Source organism: Solilutibacter silvestris (genome assembly GCF_002895945.1).
GTDB classification, from domain to species: domain Bacteria; phylum Pseudomonadota; class Gammaproteobacteria; order Xanthomonadales; family Xanthomonadaceae; genus Solilutibacter; species Solilutibacter silvestris.
On record NZ_NPZB01000001.1, the window covers coordinates 1,155,172 to 1,174,250 of the forward strand.

At 64.1% G+C, this 19,079-nt stretch carries 16 protein-coding genes; 8 read left to right on the plus strand and 8 right to left on the minus strand.

The window, feature by feature from the left end:
- Genes sufC through Lysil_RS05250 form a run of 3 tightly spaced genes read right to left on the minus strand, consistent with a single transcriptional unit; the run spans position 1 to position 2,717 of the window.
- The gene (gene sufC / locus Lysil_RS05240) at positions 1–762 is read right to left on the minus strand and encodes a Fe-S cluster assembly ATPase SufC (RefSeq protein ID WP_103074462.1); all 762 of its coding nucleotides are present in this window, start codon (positions 760–762) and stop codon (positions 1–3) included.
- A 44-nt stretch (positions 763–806) separates the two neighbouring features.
- Positions 807–2,261, minus strand: coding sequence for a Fe-S cluster assembly protein SufB (gene sufB, locus Lysil_RS05245; RefSeq protein ID WP_103074463.1), 1,455 nt, complete (start codon positions 2,259–2,261; stop codon positions 807–809).
- A 9-nt stretch (positions 2,262–2,270) separates the two neighbouring features.
- The gene (locus Lysil_RS05250) at positions 2,271–2,717 is read right to left on the minus strand and encodes an SUF system Fe-S cluster assembly regulator (RefSeq protein ID WP_103074464.1); all 447 of its coding nucleotides are present in this window, start codon (positions 2,715–2,717) and stop codon (positions 2,271–2,273) included.
- Between the two features lie 155 nt (positions 2,718–2,872).
- Here Lysil_RS05250 and Lysil_RS05255 point away from each other — a divergent pair, with 155 nt between their 5' ends.
- On the plus strand, positions 2,873–3,352 hold the full coding sequence (locus tag Lysil_RS05255) for an SET domain-containing protein (RefSeq protein ID WP_103074465.1): 480 nt from the start codon (positions 2,873–2,875) through the stop codon (positions 3,350–3,352).
- Between the two features lie 99 nt (positions 3,353–3,451).
- Positions 3,452–5,692: a DUF5916 domain-containing protein gene (locus Lysil_RS05260; protein ID WP_103074466.1), complete on the plus strand. Its 2,241-nt coding sequence runs from the start codon at positions 3,452–3,454 to the stop codon at positions 5,690–5,692.
- Here the strand turns inward: Lysil_RS05260 and Lysil_RS05265 are convergent, their stop codons facing one another.
- The 3 genes from Lysil_RS05265 to Lysil_RS05275 all read right to left on the minus strand — a co-directional run bounded on the left by Lysil_RS05265 (position 5,693) and on the right by Lysil_RS05275 (position 8,063).
- Positions 5,693–6,409: a hypothetical protein gene (locus tag Lysil_RS05265; RefSeq protein WP_129588364.1), complete on the minus strand. Its 717-nt coding sequence runs from the start codon at positions 6,407–6,409 to the stop codon at positions 5,693–5,695.
- A 120-nt stretch (positions 6,410–6,529) separates the two neighbouring features.
- Positions 6,530–6,931, minus strand: a complete 402-nt coding sequence (locus Lysil_RS05270; RefSeq protein WP_103074468.1) for an HU family DNA-binding protein — start codon at positions 6,929–6,931, stop codon at positions 6,530–6,532.
- Between the two features lie 253 nt (positions 6,932–7,184).
- Positions 7,185–8,063 carry a PhzF family phenazine biosynthesis protein gene (locus Lysil_RS05275; RefSeq protein ID WP_103074469.1) on the minus strand — a complete coding sequence of 293 codons (879 nt, stop codon included), beginning with the start codon at positions 8,061–8,063 and terminating at the stop codon, positions 7,185–7,187.
- Between the two features lie 100 nt (positions 8,064–8,163).
- On the opposite strand from Lysil_RS05275, the gene Lysil_RS05280 reads away from it, so the two are divergent.
- The 4 genes from Lysil_RS05280 (at position 8,164) to Lysil_RS05295 (ending at position 14,481) form a co-directional block, all read left to right on the plus strand.
- Positions 8,164–10,761 (plus strand): bifunctional aspartate kinase/diaminopimelate decarboxylase, encoded by a 2,598-nt coding sequence (locus tag Lysil_RS05280; protein ID WP_103074470.1) that lies wholly within the window; start codon positions 8,164–8,166, stop codon positions 10,759–10,761.
- Between the two features lie 8 nt (positions 10,762–10,769).
- Entirely contained in the window at positions 10,770–12,131 is a 1,362-nt protein-coding gene (murL, locus tag Lysil_RS05285; RefSeq protein WP_103075001.1) for a UDP-N-acetyl-alpha-D-muramoyl-L-alanyl-L-glutamate epimerase, read from the plus strand.
- On the plus strand, positions 12,112–13,515 hold the full coding sequence (gene murD, locus Lysil_RS05290) for a UDP-N-acetylmuramoyl-L-alanine--D-glutamate ligase (RefSeq protein ID WP_103074471.1): 1,404 nt from the start codon (positions 12,112–12,114) through the stop codon (positions 13,513–13,515). Before murL ends, murD begins: the two co-directional genes overlap by 20 nt.
- 186 nt (positions 13,516–13,701) lie before the next feature.
- Entirely contained in the window at positions 13,702–14,481 is a 780-nt protein-coding gene (locus tag Lysil_RS05295; RefSeq protein WP_103074472.1) for a dienelactone hydrolase family protein, read from the plus strand.
- A 24-nt stretch (positions 14,482–14,505) separates the two neighbouring features.
- On the opposite strand, the gene Lysil_RS05300 is transcribed toward Lysil_RS05295, so the two are convergent.
- Together Lysil_RS05300 and Lysil_RS05305 are read right to left on the minus strand one after the other, a co-directional pair.
- Complete coding sequence (locus Lysil_RS05300; RefSeq protein ID WP_103074473.1) at positions 14,506–15,201, minus strand: type 1 glutamine amidotransferase domain-containing protein; 696 nt, start codon at positions 15,199–15,201, stop codon at positions 14,506–14,508.
- 43 nt (positions 15,202–15,244) lie between these two features.
- Positions 15,245–16,231 carry a polyprenyl synthetase family protein gene (locus Lysil_RS05305; RefSeq protein WP_103074474.1) on the minus strand — a complete coding sequence of 329 codons (987 nt, stop codon included), beginning with the start codon at positions 16,229–16,231 and terminating at the stop codon, positions 15,245–15,247.
- A 189-nt stretch (positions 16,232–16,420) separates the two neighbouring features.
- On the opposite strand from Lysil_RS05305, the gene ssb reads away from it, so the two are divergent.
- Together ssb and Lysil_RS05315 are read left to right on the plus strand one after the other, a co-directional pair.
- On the plus strand, positions 16,421–16,906 hold the full coding sequence (gene ssb, locus Lysil_RS05310) for a single-stranded DNA-binding protein (RefSeq protein ID WP_103074475.1): 486 nt from the start codon (positions 16,421–16,423) through the stop codon (positions 16,904–16,906).
- 133 nt (positions 16,907–17,039) lie between these two features.
- Complete coding sequence (locus Lysil_RS05315) at positions 17,040–19,031, plus strand: OPT family oligopeptide transporter (RefSeq protein WP_103074476.1); 1,992 nt, start codon at positions 17,040–17,042, stop codon at positions 19,029–19,031.
- Positions 19,032–19,079: the final 48 nt, after the last annotated feature.

Sequence of the window (19,079 nt, forward strand, 5' to 3'; positions counted from 1 at the left end):
TCAGGCCGCCGCCGGTGCCACGCGGTCTTTCAGCCACGCATAACCGTGTTCTTCCAGTTGCAACGCCAGTTCCGGGCCGCCGGTTTCGACGATACGACCATCGGCGAGCACATGCACCACGTCCGGCTTGATGTAATCGAGCAGGCGCTGGTAGTGGGTGATGACGATGAAGGCGCGTTCCGGCGAACGCAGCGCATTGACGCCATCGGCGACCGCTTTCAGCGCATCGATATCGAGGCCGGAATCGGTTTCGTCGAGGATCGCCAGCTTCGGTTCGAGCACGGCGAGCTGGAAGATCTCGTTGCGCTTCTTCTCGCCGCCGGAAAAGCCTTCATTGACGCCGCGGTTGAGCAGGGTGTCCGGCAGGTGCAGCACCTTGATCTTCTCGCGCACCAGCTTGAGGAACTGCACCGAATCGAGTTCCGCTTCGCCGCGCGCCTTGCGTTGTGCGTTGAGCGCGCTGCGCAGGAAGTAGGTGTTGTTGACGCCGGGAATTTCCACCGGGTACTGGAAGGCGAGAAATACCCCCAATGCGGCGCGTTCCTCCGGCTCCAGCGCCAGCAGGTCGCGGCCGTCGAATTCGACATGGCCGGCGCTGATGTCGTAGCCCGCGCGTCCCGCCAGCACGTTGCCGAGCGTGGACTTGCCGGCGCCATTCGGGCCCATGATGGCGTGCACTTCGCCCGGTTTCACGTCGAGCGACAGGCCCTTGAGGATTTCGCGGGCGCCGACGGCGGCGTGGAGGTTGTCGATTTTCAGCATGTTCGTTTCTCTTGGATTCTTCGTACTACTCAGATTCATTTTGCTTAACCCACGGCGCCTTCGAGGCTCACTTCCAGCAACTTCTTTGCTTCCACCGCGAATTCCATCGGCAGTTCGCGGAACACCTGCTTGCAGAAACCGTCGACGATCATCGACACGGCGTCTTCTTCGGAAATTCCGCGCGACCGGCAGTAGAACAGCTGGTCGTCACTGATCTTGGAAGTGGTCGCTTCGTGCTCGACGGTGGCGTCGCTGCGTTTCACTTCGATATAGGGGAAGGTATGGGCGCCACACTTCTTGCCGATCAGCAGCGAATCGCATTGGGTGTGGTTGCGCGCGCCTTCGGCCGAGCGCTCCACCTTGACCAGCCCGCGATAGCTGTTCTGGCCGTGGCCGGCGCTGATGCCCTTGGAGACGATCTTCGACTTGGTGCGCTTGCCGACGTGGATCATCTTGGTGCCGGTATCGGCCTGCTGGCGATGGTGGGTCAGCGCGACGCTGTGGAATTCACCGACGCTGTCATCGCCCAACAGCACGCAGCTCGGGTATTTCCAGGTGATCGCCGATCCGGTTTCCACCTGCGTCCACGTCACCTTGCTGCGCGCACCACGGCATTCGGCGCGCTTGGTCACGAAGTTGTAGATGCCGCCGACCCCATTCTCGTCGCCGGGATACCAGTTCTGCACCGTCGAATACTTGATCTCGGCGTTTTCCAGCGCCACCAGTTCCACCACTGCGGCGTGCAACTGGTTCTCGTCGCGCATCGGTGCGGTGCAACCTTCGAGATAGCTGACGTAGGCGTTGTCCTCGCAGATGATCAGCGTGCGCTCGAACTGGCCGGTGTGGCCGGCGTTGATGCGGAAGTAGGTGCTCAGTTCCATCGGGCAACGCACGCCCTTGGGGATGAACACGAACGAGCCGTCGGAGAACACCGCGGAATTGAGCGCGGCGAAGTAGTTGTCGCCGGTCGGCACCACGCTGCCGAGATATTGCTGCACCAGTTGCGGATATTCGCGGATCGCTTCCGACATCGAGCAGAACAGCACGCCCTTGTCGGCCAATTCCTTGCGGAAGGTGGTGCCGACGCTCACCGAATCGAATACCGCGTCGACGGCGACGCCAGCCAGCTTCGCCCGTTCGTGCAACGGCACGCCGAGCTTGTCATAGGTATCGAGCAGTTCCTGCGGGACCTCGTCGAGCGAGGCATATTTGGCCTTGGGCGCGCTGTAATAGCTCAGCGCCTGGAAGTCGATCGGCGCGACGTTCAGCTTCGCCCAATGCGGCATCGGCATGGTCAGCCAATGGCGATAGGCGGCGAGCCGCCAGTCCGTCATCCACTCCGGTTCGTCCTTCTTCGCCGACAGCGCGCGGATGATGTCTTCCGACAATCCCGCCGGCAGCGAATCGGATTCGATCTCGGTGATGAAGCCGGCGTCGTAGCGGCGGCCCAGTTGTTCGATGACCGCTGCATTTTGGATCGGGGCGTTCTGCGTATTCATGGCTGTTCCTCAGGCGCTCAGTCGCAGCGGAATGGCGCGCGCGCGTTTCGCCGGGACCGGCTGTGCCATGCCGGCCAGGGTCACGCTACGCAGGGCATCGGCGATCACATCGTTGACGCGCAACCAGTTGACCCGCGCACCGCACGAGGTCTCGATGCCGCACTGGCCTTCGTGGATGCTGCATTCGGTCATCGCCAACGGGCCTTCCATCGCCTCGACGATGTCGGCCAGCGAGATCGAGTGCGGGTCGCGCACCAGGCGATAACCGCCGTTGGCGCCGCGCACGCTTTCCACCAGGCCGGACTGCGCCAGCGGCTTCAGCACCTTGGCCACGGTGGAGGGCTCCAACCCGGCGCGCGCCGCCAGTTCCGACGCGCTCAGCACCGTGCCGGCCTCGCGGGCCAGCACCGTCATCAGCACGGTGGCGTAATCGGTGAGTTTGGTGACGCGCAGCATGGCGGCGGCCCGGGGGGTGAATCAGGACCAATATTGTACTGATTTGCACCGGGCCCTGCCAGACCGGGCCTGATGCTGCCAAGCGCCGTTCAGTGGTGATGGCGGGTGTCATCGCGATGGGCGAGAATGCGTGTTCCGCAACCCACGGTTCACCCATGCCCAAGAAGCACCGCAAGATCGAGCGCCGCCAGTCGGAGATCCACGGCAACGGCGTGTTCGCCACCGAATTCATCGCCAAGGGCGAGCGGGTGGTGCGCTACAAGGGCACGCTGCGCAGTCACGAGGACGTGGACAACAAGTACGGCGAGAAGGATGAGGATGGCCACACCTTCCTGTTCACCCTCAACGACGACTACGTGATCGACGCCAACGTCGGCGGCAACGTCGCGCGCTGGATCAACCACAGCTGCGCGCCCAATTGCGAGGCGGTGCAGGAAGAGAACGACAAGGGCAAGACGCACAAGGACAAGGTCTTCATCGAGGCGATCCGCGACATCCAGCCCGGCGAGGAACTGAGCTACAACTACGGCATCGTGCTGGACGAACCGCATACCGCCAAGCTCAAGAAATTGTGGGGCTGCCGCTGTGGCGCGAAGGGTTGCACCGGGACGATGCTGCAGCCCAAGAAGAAGTAAGCGTCTCGCGGCCTGTGCCGAAAGTCGTGTGACTTTATGCAGGCGCGCAATCCCTGCGCGCCCTCTACTCTGGCCCCACTTAACCGGGGTCGCATCACGATGAAAATCCGCACATTGGTCACTGCGTTGTCGCTGGCTTGCGTGGCCGCGCCCGCCCTGGCCGCGGACATCAAGATCGACGGCAAGATGGAACCTGGCGAGTGGGACGGTGCCCGCCACATCAGCGATTTCCACACCGTGCAGCCTTTCACCGGCCAGCCCGGCAGCGTGCCCACCGAAGTCTGGTACATGGCGACGCCGAAGGGACTCGCCGTGGCGTTCCGCAATCACCAGCCGGCCGGTGTCGAACGGCGTCGCCAGAAGACCCGTCGCGACGAGGACGCGCAAACCGATCGCGTCAACGTGATGCTCGATTTCGACGGCGATGGCCGCCAGGGCTACGACTTCACGGTGATGCTGGGCGGCGGAATCGAAGACGGCACCATCACCAAGGACGGCAATTTCAACAACGACTGGGACGGCAACTGGCTGCACGCCGTCAGCGAGGATGATGAGGGCTGGACCGCGGAGATACTGATTCCGTGGAGCGTCGCGACGATGGGCAAGGCCAAGGGTGACAAGCGCACGATCGGCGTCTATTTCGATCGCGTGGTCGGCGTCAGCGGCGAACGCATGGGCTGGCCAGCGATCACCTTCGAGCGACCTCAGTTCCTCGCCAAGTTCCAACAGGTAGAGGTGCCAGCCTACAGCCAGGCGCTGCTCGCGCTCACGCCCTATGTGTCCGCCGGCTACAACATGGTCGACCGCAAGATGTCGAAGAACGGTGGCATGGACGTGTTCTGGAAGCCCAACGGGCAGTTCCAGCTCAGCGGCACCATCAATCCCGATTTCGGCCAGGTCGAGAGCGACGATCTGGTGGTGAACTTCACCGCGCAGGAAAGTTTCTTCAGCGACAAGCGGCCGTTCTTCACCGAGAACCAGTCGATCTTCGATTTCGGCATGTTGATGGACAACAGCCAGCTGATTTACACCCGTCGCGTCGGTGGTCCTTCCGACGATGGCAAGGGTGCGGCCGACATCGATGCCGCGGTCAAGTTGAACGGCAGTTTCGGCAAGACCAATTACGGCTTGATGTGGGCGGAAGAGCGCGGCGACGCTGGTCGCTCGTTCCGTGCCGCGCGAGTGACCCAGGCCTTCGACACCAACACGCTGGGCGCGATGGCGACGCAGGTGGTGCACCCGTTCCTCGATCGCACAGCGACGGTGTTCGGGGTCGACGATCAATGGAAGCCGAACGACCACTTCACCGTGGTGGCCAATGCGGCGCAAAGCGCGATCGACGAGCAAGGCCAGACACAACGCAAGCTGGGGGCATCGGTATTCGCCCAGTACGAGATGAAAAACAACTGGCACCAGCAGTGGGCGTACATCCATTACGACAAGGGCTTCGAGATCAACGACTTCGGTTATCTCGGTCGCGCCGATCTCGATTACGCGCAATGGGAAGTCGGCAAGCGTTTCACCGATCTGCCGAAGGATTCGATGTACGTCGCGCATGACTGGCGCTGGCGCATCGACGGGATGACCAATGCGAACGGGCTGGTGTTGCAGCGCGAGTTCCGCGTCCAGCGCAACAGCAAGCTGCGCGATGGCGGCAATCAGTCCTTCATGGCGCAATTCCATACTGTTGCACACGACGACCTGTTGCTGTGGGGACATGCACCCACACGGATCACGCCCGGCTATTACGTGAACTTCGATCACGAGCCGGGACGTCGCGGCAACTGGCAGTGGATGGCCCGGGTGGAAAACGCCTACGGCATGGGCGTCGCTTCCGACCGCAAGCCGATGGTCAGCCTGAAGTTGGGCACGACGTACTTCTTCAGCGACGCGCTCAACGCGCAGGCGAGCATCTTCGGGCTGCGTGATGGCGAATGGCTGCTGTGGCAACACGACAACCTGCTCGGCCAATATGAACAGCGCCAGCTCATGCTGGCAGCGACGTTGAACTGGAATATCAGTCCTAAGCAGGAACTGCGCGTGAAGCTGCAGGCGATCGGTCTCACCGGACACGCCCGTCAGGCATGGCGTGTACAACCCGACATGACTCCGGTGCAGAGCAACGATGTGATCAATGATTTCAACCTGCACACGCTCGGCTTCCAGATCCGTTATCGCTACGAACTGGCGCCGCTGTCGAATCTCTATGTGGTGTACGGCCGTGGCGGCTACGACCAAGGTGAACTGTTCACCGATGCGCGCAGCGAGTTCCAGCATGCCTTCCAGCTGCGCAATACCGAAATGCTGATGGTGAAGCTGGCATACCGCTTCGAGCTTTGATCAATTGCCCGGCACCAGTCGCGCCGACTGGATGCGCCATTTGCGTTGCTCGGCGCTGGCGCCGTCGACCATGCTGCGGCGCAGGACATAACTGCCGGTATACGTCCTGCTGCTTTGATCGCGTTGCGTGGCGATCACCCGCACCGGGATTTCGAGATAACGACTGCCGGCCGCGCCCTCATCCGTGGTCGGGCGCTGGATGTCGACGGAATCGCGTGCGGTGTCGGCGAAACCATCGCTGAACTGCTGCAGGGTCTTGCCGCTGGCCGCGCCGCGATCGCCCCACAACGCATAGGCGCGCCCGTAGGCGCCGCGGTTGATGGCGTCGTAATACTCGCGGACCACCTGCATGGCATCGTCGATGGTGGGTTCCGGAATGTCGCCGATCACTGCGCCTTGCGCGTCGTTGTCGGTGCGCGCCTCGGGCGCAGGGGAAGATTGCGTGCTGGTGTCATTGCCGCTCGCTGGCGGCGTTGCCGAAGCCGATGGTGCCGTCGCGCTTGTCGCCGGATCGGTTCTGGCGGGTTGCGGACGCGCACCCGGCATCCCGGTGATGGGTTGGCCATCGCTCTGCGGGCGCGGCAAGGATTGCGAGGGGGCGTCGGAATCGGCGGATGCGGTTGTGCCGTCGACTGTGGAGGTTCGGTCATGGCAGGCTGCGAGCGGGAGCGCGATCAGCGCGGTGATGGCCAGCCGGAGTGCGAAATGGCGATGCATGCAGGGCAGCTCCACGGTCTGTTGCAGGTGCAGGCGAGGATGCGCGCGCGCGAATGAACATGGACCCACGGGCAAAAAAAAGCCGGCACTGGGCCGGCTTTTTCATCATCGCGGCGTGGATCAGGCCGCGGCGTCCTTCAGCTTCTTCAGCGGACGGACCTTGACCTTCGTCGACTTCGGACGGGCCTTGAATGTGACCTCTTCCTTGGTGAACGGGTTGATGCCCTTGCGTGCCGGACGTGCCGGGACTTCCACTGCGGAGATCTTGAACAGGCCCGGCATGGTGAAGGAGCCGGTGCCCTTCTTGTGCACGGAGGCGTGCACGGTGCTTTCCAGTGCGGCGAGCACGGCGCGCACATCGCGCGATGCGACGCTGGTGAATTCGGCAATGTGAGCGACCAGACCCGACTTGGTCAGGGCTTCCTTGATCGGCTTCATGGTGGCTGCTGCCTTGGGAGCTGCCTTCGGGGCTGCCTTCGTGGCCTTGACGGCCTTCGTGGCTTTGGCTTTCTTCGTGGCCATGTGTTTTCGCTTTCCTCAGGAAATGTGTGGAATTAGGTGCGCGGTCGTGACCGGCAACCAACTGTATTGCATGTATACCGCGTCGCCAAGCCCCGGGGCGAACTTTTTTGCCTGTTTTTTCAGGGTTGGCTTGCCGGATGGGATCCGCGGGGTGGAGATTTTCCAGCCGTCGCGGGTGAATACGTCGTGTTCGTTTCGTGACGGCAACTTGATGTATTGGATGAGGAATGACGCTGCAAGGCGCCGCCATGCCTCAGCGCCAGTCGAGCTCGCCGCGGATCACCGTGCAGACGCGACCGCCCGACCAGACGTCACTGTCGCCATCGACGTCGAGTTCGATGATGGCGTCGTGTCCGACTTCGCGTCCCTGGCTGATGCGATAGAAACCGTCAGGACCGGGCAGGGCGCCGCGTTGCGCCAACCATGCCGCCAGGGTGGCATTGGCGGCACCCGAAGCGGCATCCTCGAACTGCGCGGGTGCACCCACCCAGGCGCGCACGGCGAGGTAATAGACCGGATCCTTGCTGCGCGCGAACGCGCACAGGCCCATGCTGCCGGTGCTTTCCGCGAGTTTCGCGATCGCGCTCCAGTTCGGTGTTGCCGCGCGCAGGGTGGCTTCGTCGGCGACTTCCGCCAGCCACCAGCGGCGACCGCCATCCATCAGTGCCGGCGGCAGTTCACCCAGCGGCAATCCGGCCAGTACATCGCGCAGGCGCGGATCATCGGCGTTGGCGGTTTCCAGCAGGCGCGCGCGCGGCGTGCGCACGGCGATAGTGCGTTCGGCGCCGCTGCCATGGATGCGCAACGGCAAGGCGCCGGCGATGCCGTCCTGCACCAGCAATCCGTTTTTCGGTTCGGCCAGTCCGGCTTCGAGCACGGCATGGGCGGTGCCGACGCTGGGATGTCCGGCGAACGGCACCTCGCGCCGCGGGCTGAAGATGCGCAGGCGATAGCTGGTGTCGGGCGTCACCGGCGGCTGCACGAAGGTGGTTTCCGGCAGGCGCGTCCAGCGCGCGATGTCCTGCATGGTGGCGTCATCGAGGCCATCGGCATCGAGTACGACGGCCAGCGGATTGCCGGCACCGGGACGATCGGCGAAGACGTCGACCTGGGCGAAGCGCCGGCGGCGCACTGGGGAAGAAGAAAAAGACATGAAGGATCCGGGGGAATATCGCGAGCAATTCGCTAGAATCGAGGGTTCACGCCCGCTGTCGGGCACAAGGTGAAGTGTAATGCCGCAGACCGTCTCCCCGCCGCGCTGGATCGTGTTGAAGTTCGGTGGAACTTCAGTATCGAAACGCGAGCGCTGGGACACCATCGGCCAATTGGCTGGCGAACGCCGGGCCACAGGTGCGCGCGTGCTGGTGGTGGTGTCGGCGTTGTCGGGCGTCACCAACCTGTTGCAGTCGATCAGTGATGGCAGTGGCGATGGTGCGGCGGTATTTGCGCAACTGGATGCGAGGCATCGCCAGTTCTGCACGGAAGACCTCGGGCTGGATGCCGATATCGTGCTCGGCGAACGCTTGCGTCATCTGCGCGACTTGCTGATCGACGATCCGCGCGCGGCGACGCGCGAACTCGATTGGCAGGCCGAAGTACTGGGGCAAGGCGAACTGATGTCGTCCACGCTGGGCGCGGCCTATTTGCGCAGCCGCGACATGGGCATGCAGTGGGTGGATGCGCGCGAGTGGTTGAATGCGCTGTCGCTGCCCAACGAAAGCGCGTGGTCGGGGCGTCTTTCGGTGAATTGCGAAATCACCGCCGATGCCGCGATGCGCGAACGTTTCCATGCCCAGGCCGGCGATCTCGCCATCACCCAGGGCTTCATCGCGCGCCACATCGATGGCGGCACCGCGATCCTCGGTCGTGGCGGTTCCGATACCTCGGCGGCGTACTTCGGCGCGCTGCTCGGTGCGCAACAGGTGGAAATCTGGACCGACGTGCCCGGCATGTTCAGCGCCAATCCGCGCGAAGTGCCGGACGCGCGACTGCTGGCCCGACTCGATCACGCAGAAGCGCAGGAAATCGCCACCACCGGTGCCAAGGTGCTGCATCCGCGCTCGATCGCGCCGTGCCGCGAAGCCGGCGTCACCATGCGCATCCTCGATACCGGCCATCCGCATCTCGACGGCACCCGCATCGATGCCAGCGGCCGCACCGTGCCCGGCGTCAAGGCGGTCAGTCGCCGCAACGGCATCGTGCTGGTGTCGATGGAAACCATCGGCATGTGGCAGCAGGTCGGCTTCCTCGCCGACATCTTCGATCGCTTCCGCGCGCATGGCCTGTCGATCGACATGATCGGTTCGTCGGAAACCAACGTCACTGTCTCGCTCGATCCCAGCGAAAACCTCGTGAACACCAGCGTGCTGGCGGAACTCTCCGCCGATCTCGCCCAGGTGTGCCGGGTGAAAGTGATCGCGCCGTGCGCGGCGATCACCCTGGTTGGTCGCGGCATGCGGTCGCTGCTCGATCGTCTGTCCGGGGTGTGGGCGACGTTCGGACGCGAGCGCGTGCATCTGATTTCGCAATCGTCGAACGATCTCAACCTGACCTTCGTGGTCGATGAAGCCGACGCCGACGGCATGATTCCTACGCTGCATGCCGAACTGATCCGCAGCGGCGCGATGCCGGTGCGCGAACCCGGCGTGTTCGGCCCGAGCTGGCAACAACTGATCGCGCCGCGCGCCGCGCGTCCGCAACCGTGGTGGGCGCAGGAACGCACGCGCCTGCTCGAGATCGCCGCGCGTCACACTCCGACCTACGCCTGCCATCTGCCGACCGTGCGCGAACGCGCCCGTGCGCTGGCCGCGATTCCCGCCATCGATCGTCGCTACTACGCGATCAAGGCCAATCCGCATCCTGCGATCCTGCGCGCGCTGGTCGAGGAAAATTTCGGTCTGGAATGCGTGTCGCAGGGTGAACTCGAACACGTGTTCGCCTCGGTGCCGGGCCTTGCGCCGCAACAGGTGCTGTTCACCCCGAATTTCGCGCCGATCGACGAATACCGCGCGGCACTGACACGCGGTGTCACCGTCACCGTCGACAATGTCGAATTGCTGCAACGCTGGCCGGAAGTATTTCGCGGCCAGTCGCTGTGGTTGCGCATCGATCTCGGCTATGGCGATGGCCACCACGCCAAGGTCACCACCGGCGGCAAGGACGCCAAGTTCGGGCTGTCGACGCAACGCGTCGATGAATTCGTCGATCTCGCGCGCACGCTCGACGTGCGTATCACCGGTCTCCATGCGCATCTCGGCAGCGGCATCGAAACGGTTGGCCACTGGAAGGGGATGATCGATGCGATGGCCGGTTTCGCACGACGCATCGGTAGCGTGGAGACGCTCGATATCGGCGGCGGCTTGCCGATTCCCTATCGTCCCGACGAGGATCCGTTCGATCTCGATGCGTGGTCGCAGGGATTGTCGGAAATGAAGACGGTGCATCCGGCGTTCAAGTTCGCGATTGAACCGGGACGTTATCTCGTCGCCGAATCCGGTGTGCTGCTGACGCACGCGACGCAGGTGGTGGAGAAAGACGGCGTGCGTCGCGTCGGTCTCGATGCCGGCATGAACGCGCTGATCCGTCCTGCCTTGTACGACGCTTGGCACGGAATCGCCAATCTCACCCGCCTCGACGATGGCGACGACCGTGCGTTCGACGTGGTCGGCCCGATCTGCGAATCCAGCGACATTTTCGGCAAGGAACGCAGCCTGCCACGCGCGACTGCAGCCGGCGATGTGGTGTTGATCGCCGATGCCGGCGCTTACGGTTTCAGCATGGCCAGCACCTACAACCAGCGGCCGTTGCCGCAGCAGGAGATCATCGAATGAGTGTGGGCATGACTTCCTGGGTGTTCCAGCGCGATGTCATCCGCGCCTTCCGCTTCGTCGCTTGCGGCTTCGATTCGCAGACCGGCGTGGCGACGCTCGACTATGCCTTCGACGACAGTCCGGTATTGAGCGAAACCGTGCGAATTCCCGGTGCGCCGTTCGTTCTTGATGGCGCCCGCAAGCACGCAGTGGATGCAGCGACGCGATTGCTGCACCTGATCGCCGGGGTCAGCTATTACAAGGCGGCGGTGCCGCAGGACATCCGCATCGAGAATGGCGCGATCGATCTCTCGACCGCAGAATATCTCGACAGCCTGTACCTCAATGGCCTTGGCGAGTTCGCCTATCGCAATGGCCTGAACCTGCACGACCGCATCCGTTTCCCGCATGGCGATGCACCGTCGCAAGCGGCGCCTGCGCTTGGAATGCGCGATCATGCATTGGTCGCGATCGGCGGCGGCAAGGATTCGCTGGTATCGATCGAAGCGTTGCGCGCGGCCGGCATCCCGCAGACCGTCACCTGGGTCGGCGGCTCGCAACTGATCGCGCAATGCGCGGCGCGCACCGGTCTGCCGACGCTCAATATCGAACGTCAGATCGCGCCGGAACTGTTCGAACTCAATCGCCAGGGTGCATGGAACGGTCACATCCCGGTAACCGCGATCAATTCCGCGATCATGGTGCTGGCGGCGCTGCTCAGCGATGCCAACCAGGTGGTGTTCTCCAACGAACGTTCCGCCAGTTACGGCAGCCTGATCGAAGGCACCGGCGAAGTGAACCACCAGTGGTCGAAGGGTTGGGCGGCGGAGCAGGGACTGGCGAAGGTCGTGCGCGACACCGTTGCCGCCGATCTTTCCTATTACTCGTTGCTGCGGCCGTTGTCGGAACTCGCGGTGGCGCGCCAGTTCGCGAAGAACGACCACTACGATGCGTGGTTCTCCAGCTGCAATCGCAACTTCCACCTGCTCGGTGAAAAACCGACGCAACGCTGGTGTGGTGTCTGCCCGAAATGCCATTTCGTCTTCCTCGCACTGGCGCCCTTCGTGCCCAAGCCGCGACTGGTCGGGATCTTCGGGCGCAACCTGCTGGATGATCGCGACCAGGTCCCCGGCTACGACGCATTGCTGGAATATCGCGACCACAAGCCGTTCGAGTGCGTGGGCGAGGGCGGTGAATCGCGCGCGGCGATGGCGGCGTTGTCGGGGCGATCCGAGTGGCGCGAGGACGAAATCGTCCAGCGTTTCCGCAACGAGATCCTGCCGCAGCTGATCGGCGACGATCTCGCCATCGAACCGTTGCTGGAACTGGATGGCGAACATGGCATTCCCGAATCGATCTGGGCACGCATCCGTGGGCCATTCGCTGCTTGACGGCCAACGCGCCGCGCTCTGGGGCTGGGGGCGCGAAGGCAAGGCGACGCATCGCGCCTTGCGCAGCGCGCCCGTGGCTGGCGGTGGTATCCGCTATCCCGGCGAACTGACGCTGTTCTGCAATGCGCAGGAAGCCGAGGATGCACGCGCGCTGGGCGATCCCTTGCTGCGCATCGAGGCAGAAGTCGATGGCGAACGCCTGTCCGCGTTCGATATGGTGATCAAGTCGCCGGGCATCAGTCCGTATTCGCCGATGGCGCGTGCGGCGCAGGCGAGCGGAACACGCTTCGTCGGCGCGACGCAGCTGTGGTTCGCCGAACGCCGCGACGCCGACACCCTGTGCGTGACCGGCACCAAGGGCAAGAGCACCACCACCGCGATGCTGGCGCACTTGTTGCGCGCGGCGGGCAAGCGCACCGCACTGGTCGGCAACATCGGCGCGCCGTTGATGGAACTGATCGATGGGCAGGCCGATGTCTGGGCGATAGAACTCAGCAGCTACCAGACGCGTGACGTCGCCGATAGCGGCGTGCGCCCGCATCTCGCCATCGTCACCAACATCTATCCGGAGCACCTCGATTGGCACGGTGGCGAGGACCGCTACGTCGCCGACAAGCTGGCGCTGGTGACGGAAGGGAAACCGCACGTCGCGGTGCTCAACGCCGCCGATCCGATCCTGGCGCGGATGCAGCTGCCCGACAGCGAAGTCGTGTGGTTCAACCATGCCGATGGCTGGCATATGCAGGGTGAGGTGATCCATCGTGGTGACGAAGCGATCTTCGATACCTCGACGCTGCCGCTGCCCGGCGCGCACAATCGCGGCAACCTCTGTGCGGTGCTGGCAGCGCTGGAAGCGATCGGGTTCGATGCTGCTGCATTCGCGCCACACGCCGCGACCTTCCAGCCATTGCCCAATCGCCTGCAGGCACTGGGCGAGCGCGATGGCATTCTCTATGTCAACGATTCGATCAGCACCACGCCGCACGCGACGCTGGCCGCGCTCGATCTTTATCGCGATCGTCCGGTGGCGGTGCTGGTCGGCGGACATGATCGCGGGCTCGATTGGCACGATTTCGCCGAGGCGATGCGCAGCTGCGCACCGCACGCGATCGTGACCATGGGACAGAACGGCCCGCGCATCCACGCGTTGCTGGAACCGATCGCGGCGGCAGGCGGTTTCACTTTGTCGCAAGCGCGTGATCTCGAAGACGCGATGCGGATTGGGCGCGATGCAATACAAGGAAATGGTGTGATGTTGTTGTCACCGGGCGCGCCGAGTTTCGGGCCGTATCGCGATTACGTCGCGCGCGGACGTCACTTTGCTGAATTGGCCGGCTTCGACCCCGGGAAGATCAGCGCGATCCAGGGCATGGGGATTTCTTAGGCACGCGCTGGCTGGCGTGGGCGGAGACCCACTGCGCGGGACGCCGTGAATCCATCCATGGATGCCGAGTCCGAGCCCCCATGTATGGGTTCACGGCGAGTCGGCCATATGGACAACCGACGCAGGCGCACAGCCGGGCGATGATGATCAGCGTTATCCTCGCGTTTTCACCACGGGAGTTTCGCCATGCGTCGTCTTCTGTTCGCTTTGTCATTGTTGGTGTTGTCGTTGCCGGCGGTCGCGAAAATGCAGAGCCGTGCGGTCGACTGGACGGTCGGCAAGGATCGTTTCAGCGGTTACGTCGTCTACGACGATGCCTCCAAGCTCAAGCGTCCCGGATTGCTGATGGTGCCTGACTGGTATGGCGTCACCCCGGCCGCGCTCGACAAGGCCAGGCAACAGGCAGGCGCCGATTACGTGGTGTTCGTGGTCGACATGTATGGCAAGGGCGAGCGTCCGGCCGACGACAAACAGGCGCTGGCGCAGGTGCAGAAGCTGTACCCGAAACCGGCGGTAATGCGCGAACGCATGCAGGCCGCGCTGGATGCGTTCAAGGCACAGGCGCCGTCGGTGCCGTTGAACTCGGCGAAGATCGGTGCGTTCGGATTCTGCTTCGGCGGATCGTCGGTGCTGGAACTGGCGCGCAGCGGCGTGAAGCTGGCCGGGATCGTCACCTTCCACGGTGGATTGCATACGGAATCGCCCGCGACCGCCAATTCGGTCCACACGCCGTTGCTGGTACTCAATGGCGCGGCCGACGGCAGCCAGAAGGCGGCGATCGTGCCATTCGAGGAGGAAATGGATCGCGCCGGGGCCGATTGGCAGTTCGTCAATTTCAGCGGCGCGGTGCACTGCTTCGCGCTGGAAACCGCCAACAAGCCCGGTTGCAAGTACGATCCGCGGGCGGCACGGCGCGCCTACGCGATGATGCACGCGTTCTTTGCCGGTCGCTTCGCGGTGGATTGAGTCACGACTGCGGCAAGTCCCACGCTAAGGCGTCTTCGCTTGCAGCAGGTCACGGAGCTTTTCGCCGACGCCGGTCGCCGATTGCGGATTCTGGCCTGTCACCAGGCGGCCGTCGGCCACCGAGTTGGCACTGAACGTTGGCGCGTCCTGCAGGATCGCGCCGCGTTCGGCCAGGGTTTTCGAGAGCAGGAACGGAACCACGTGTTCCAACCCGACCGCGTGTTCTTCCGCGTCGGTGAAGGCAGCGACACGCTTGCCGGCGACGAGGGGACTGCCGTCGGACAGTGTCGCGTTCACCAGCGCCGACGGGCCATGGCAGACCGCAGCGACCACGCCGCCGTGTTCGTAGATGTCGCGGATCGCGCGCTGTGCCGCGGCGCTCTGCGGGAAATCCCACATGGTGCCGTGGCCGCCGGCGAAGAAGATTGCGGAATAGTTCGCTGGATCGATGTCGTCGAGTCGCCGGGTCGACGACAGCGCCGAGCGGAAGGCGGGGTCATTCCAGTATTTCGCATTGACCGGATCGGCGAGATCCAGCCCATCGACGGGAGGCTCGCCCCCGGCGATCGAAGCGAATTCCACCGGGATTCCGGCGCCCTGCAACACCGCGAAGGGGTGCGTGACTTCGCCGAGGAAATAGCCGGTCGGCTGGCCGGTGTCGCCTTTTGCGCCGTGGCTGGTGAGGACGAACAGGACGGGCTTGATCGCGGGCGTGGTCATCGGTGTGCACTCGTCGGGGAGTCGCGCCCACCATACTCGCGTTTCAGCGATCGCGATTGACCGCGTAACGCGCGAGTCCGCGCAACGCAGCGACGGCATCGTTGTCTTCGAGCGTGCTGATCGCCGCTTCCGCGGCATCGGCATAACGCCGCGCCACCGCACGGCTGTAACCGAGGCTGTCGTGCGCGGCGATCGCTGCGCTCACTTCCGGCAACGCCGACACATCACCTGCTTCGACGATCGTGCGCAGGCGTTCGCGCGTCGCGGCATCGGCGTGCGCCATCGCGTGGATCAACGGCAGCGTCATCTTGCCTTCGGCGAGGTCATCGCCGAGATTCTTGCCCATGGTCGCCGCGTCGGAGGCGTAATCGAGCACGTCGTCGGCGATCTGGAAGGCGTAGCCGAGATGCATGCCGTAATCGTGCAGCGCCTGTTGCGTCGCTGCATCGGCCCCGGCCAGCAACGCACCCAGGCGCGTCGCCGCCGCGAACAGGATCGCCGTCTTGCGTTCGATCACGCGCAGGTAGGCGGGTTCATCCGTATCGGGATTGCGCACGTGCAGCAGCTGCAGCACTTCGCCTTCGGCGATCATGTTGGTGGTGTCGGCGAGGAGGCGCTGCACGTCCATGCGCTCCAGTTCCACCATCAACTGGAAACTGCGCGAATAGAGGAAATCGCCAACCAGCACGCTGGTCGCGTTCCCCCACACCGCGTTCGCCGTGCTGCGGCCGCGTCGCAGGTCGGATTCATCCACCACGTCGTCGTGCAGCAGGGTGGAGGTGTGGATGAATTCGACCACGGCCGCCAGCTGGTGCGCGTCGGCGCCCATGTGCCCGAGCGCGCGCGATGCCAGCAACAACAGCATCGGCCTCAGGCGCTTGCCACCGGCACCGATGATGTATTCCGCGACCTGGTTGATCAGCACCACGTCCGACGCCAGCCGGCGACGGATCAGGGCATCGACGGCCGCCATGTCGGGCGCGGCCAGTTGCTGGATGGCGGGGAGGGAAAGCGCGGGGCGGTCGGTCATCAGGAGGTTGGCCGGGATGCTCTGGCGATTATAGAAGGTGAACGCGGGACATCCGGCGACGGGGAGAAACCTGACCCGTCGCTGCGGCATCGGCCGGCTGGCCGGGCCCGGCGCGGTAGAATGGAATATGTCTGTCGGCGGCGACGTCGGCATCCCAACAACCAATGACCAAAACGTAAGGAGCCAGACATGGCACGCGGAATCAATAAAGTGATTTTGGTCGGGAATCTCGGCAACGACCCCGACATCAAGTACACCCAGGGCGGCATGGCGATCTGCACGCTCAGCATCGCCACCACCACGGTCCGCAAGGACAAGGATGGCAACCAGCAGGAAAAGACCGAGTGGCATCGCGTCAAGCTGTTCGGCAAGCTCGGCGAGATCGCCGGCGAATACCTGAAGAAGGGCCGCGAGGTCTATGTCGAAGGTCGCATCGAATACGGCAGCTACGAGAAGGATGGCGTCAAGCACTACACCACCGACATCGTGGCGGACGAAATGCAGATGCTCGGCGGGCGTCCTGAGGGTGCCGGTGGACAGGCTGGTGGCGGCGGCTACGAGCGCGGCTCGCGTCCGGCCCCGGCCCAGCGCCGTGAACCGTCGCGTGAAGCGCCGGCGGCAGCCGTGGCCGACTTCGGCGGTGGCGATTTCAACGACGACGACATTCCGTTCTGAACTGGAATCATCGCGTGATGCATCGGACGGCGCCTGCGGGCGCCGTCTTCGTTTTCGCGGCACTACCGCGCCGCAACTGGACTTGACCGCCCCCAGACCGTAGTTTGTCGGGAATTCCGCCCACGGATCCGCCATGACCAAGCCGCAGAACGCAGCCGCCCCGCGCAAGGAATTCACCCTGCGTGGATTGATCCTCGGCGTCCTGATCACGGTGGCGTTCACCGCAGCCAACGTGTTCTTCGGATTGAAGGCGGGCCTGACCTTCGCGACTTCGATTCCCGCGGCCGTGATCTCGATGGCGCTGCTGCGCGGCTTCAAGGATTCGACGATCCAGGAAAACAACGTGGTGCAGACGGTCGCCTCGGCGGCGGGCACGCTGTCGTCGATCATCTTCGTCCTGCCCGGATTGGTGATGATCGGCTGGTGGACGCACTTCCCGTTCTGGGAATCGTTCCTGGTCTGCGCACTCGGCGGCATCCTCGGCGTGATGTACTCGATCCCGCTACGGCGCGCGCTGGTCACCAATTCCGACCTGCCATATCCCGAAGGCGTGGCCTGCGCCGAAGTGCTGAAGGTCGGCAGCGGCGACGACAGCAAGGGCGTCGAGGAAAGCAAGGCCGGCCTGCTCGCGGTGATGTGGGGCGCGATCGTCGCGGCGGCGTTCGCGGTGATCGTGGCGACCAAGGTGTTCGCCAGCGATGTCGCATCCTATTTCCGTATCGGCGGTGGTGACAAGGCGCCGGTGTCGGGATTCGATTTCTCGTTGTCGATGGCGCTGCTCGCGGTCGGCCATCTGGTCGGATTGTGGGTCGGGCTGGCGATGCTGCTCGGCGCGCTGATCGCCTGGGTCTGGGGCGTACCGCATTTCTCGCATCTGTCGACCGTCACCACGGGCGTCGCCGATATCGCCGGCGATACCTGGAGCCACAAGATCCGCTTCATCGGCGCCGGCACCATTGGCGTGTCCGCGATTTGGACGCTGCTGAAACTGGTGAAGCCGGTGATCTCCGGGCTTACCTCGGCGATGGCGGCATCGAAGGTGCGCAAGGCCGGGCAGTTGCACACGCTCGATCGCGTCGAACACGACATCCCGATCGGTGTTGTCGGCGCAATCATGCTTGCCAGCTTCGTGCCGATCGCGTGGCTGTTCGGCCATTTCGCCAACGGCGCCGGCCTTGGCGATCACATGTGGTTGCTGGTGATCGGCGGCCTCATTTATTGCGTGGTGATGAGCTTCCTGGTGTCGGCGGTGTGCGGCTACATGGCCGGCTTGATCGGTTCCTCCAACAGTCCGTTGTCCGGCATCGGCATCCTGGTGGTGATCGGCGCGGCGTTGCTGCTGGTGCTGGTGGTCAAGCCGATGCTGCAACCTGGTCAAGAGAAATCGCTGGTCGCGTTCGCGTTGTTCGTCACTTCGGTGGTGTTCACCGTCGCCGCGATCGCCAACAACAACCTGCAGGATCTCAAGACCGGGCAATTGGTTGATGCCACGCCGTCATGGCAGCAATGGGCGCTGGTGGTCGGCGTGATCGCGGGCGCGGCAGTGATCCCGCCGGTGCTCGATCTGGTCAACCAGGCCTACGGGTTCGCCGGTGCACCGGGCGCGGTGGCCGGCAAGGCGCTGCCGGCGCCACAGGCCGGCCTGATTTCCGCGCTCGCGCAGGGCGTGATCCAGAACAATATCGACTGGAGCCTGATCGAAACCGGTGCCGCGATCGGCGTGGTGCTGATAGTGCTCGACTGGCTGATCCAGCGCAGTTCGAACAACAAGCGCCACTGCTCGCCGCTGGCAGTCGGCCTCGGCATCTACCTGCCGACCTCGGCGACGCTGATGGTGGTGGTCGGCGCGCTGGTCGGTGCGTTCTATGATCGCCGCGCCGAACGCAGCCAGCGGCCGGAAGCCGCCAAGCAGATGGGCGTGTTGTTGGCGTCGGGCATGATCGTTGGCGAAGGGCTGATCGGCGTGCTGATCGCCGGCATCGTCGCCTTCCAGCTGTTCCCGCTGGAACTGGTGGGCGATGGTTTCGCCACTTGGGCCAAATGGATCGGCGGCGCCGTCTTCGTCGTGGTGATCCTGGCGCTGTACCGCTACGCCGAGGCGTTGTCGAAACGCGCCGGCGCGTAGCCTTCCACCGCAGCGCAGCATCTGCTGCGCCGGCAACCGCTAGAATCG

Bases quoted from the DNA above. Each gene is read 5' to 3' on its own strand.
- sufB (WP_103074463.1), bottom strand. From the start codon at position 2,261: ATGAATACGCAGAACGCCCCGATCCAAAATGCAGCGGTCATCGAACAA.
- Lysil_RS05295 (WP_103074472.1), top strand. From the start codon at position 13,702: ATGCGTCGTCTTCTGTTCGCTTTGTCATTGTTGGTGTTGTCGTTGCCG.
- Lysil_RS05270 (WP_103074468.1), bottom strand. From the start codon at position 6,931: ATGGCCACGAAGAAAGCCAAAGCCACGAAGGCCGTCAAGGCCACGAAG.
- Lysil_RS05265 (WP_129588364.1), bottom strand. From the start codon at position 6,409: ATGCATCGCCATTTCGCACTCCGGCTGGCCATCACCGCGCTGATCGCG.
- murL (WP_103075001.1), top strand. From the start codon at position 10,770: ATGACTTCCTGGGTGTTCCAGCGCGATGTCATCCGCGCCTTCCGCTTC.
- Lysil_RS05305 (WP_103074474.1), bottom strand. From the start codon at position 16,231: ATGACCGACCGCCCCGCGCTTTCCCTCCCCGCCATCCAGCAACTGGCC.
- Lysil_RS05300 (WP_103074473.1), bottom strand. From the start codon at position 15,201: ATGACCACGCCCGCGATCAAGCCCGTCCTGTTCGTCCTCACCAGCCAC.
- sufC (WP_103074462.1), bottom strand. From the start codon at position 762: ATGCTGAAAATCGACAACCTCCACGCCGCCGTCGGCGCCCGCGAAATC.
- Lysil_RS05315 (WP_103074476.1), top strand. From the start codon at position 17,040: ATGACCAAGCCGCAGAACGCAGCCGCCCCGCGCAAGGAATTCACCCTG.
- Lysil_RS05280 (WP_103074470.1), top strand. From the start codon at position 8,164: ATGCCGCAGACCGTCTCCCCGCCGCGCTGGATCGTGTTGAAGTTCGGT.
- ssb (WP_103074475.1), top strand. From the start codon at position 16,421: ATGGCACGCGGAATCAATAAAGTGATTTTGGTCGGGAATCTCGGCAAC.
- Lysil_RS05250 (WP_103074464.1), bottom strand. From the start codon at position 2,717: ATGCTGCGCGTCACCAAACTCACCGATTACGCCACCGTGCTGATGACG.
- Lysil_RS05260 (WP_103074466.1), top strand. From the start codon at position 3,452: ATGAAAATCCGCACATTGGTCACTGCGTTGTCGCTGGCTTGCGTGGCC.
- Lysil_RS05255 (WP_103074465.1), top strand. From the start codon at position 2,873: ATGCCCAAGAAGCACCGCAAGATCGAGCGCCGCCAGTCGGAGATCCAC.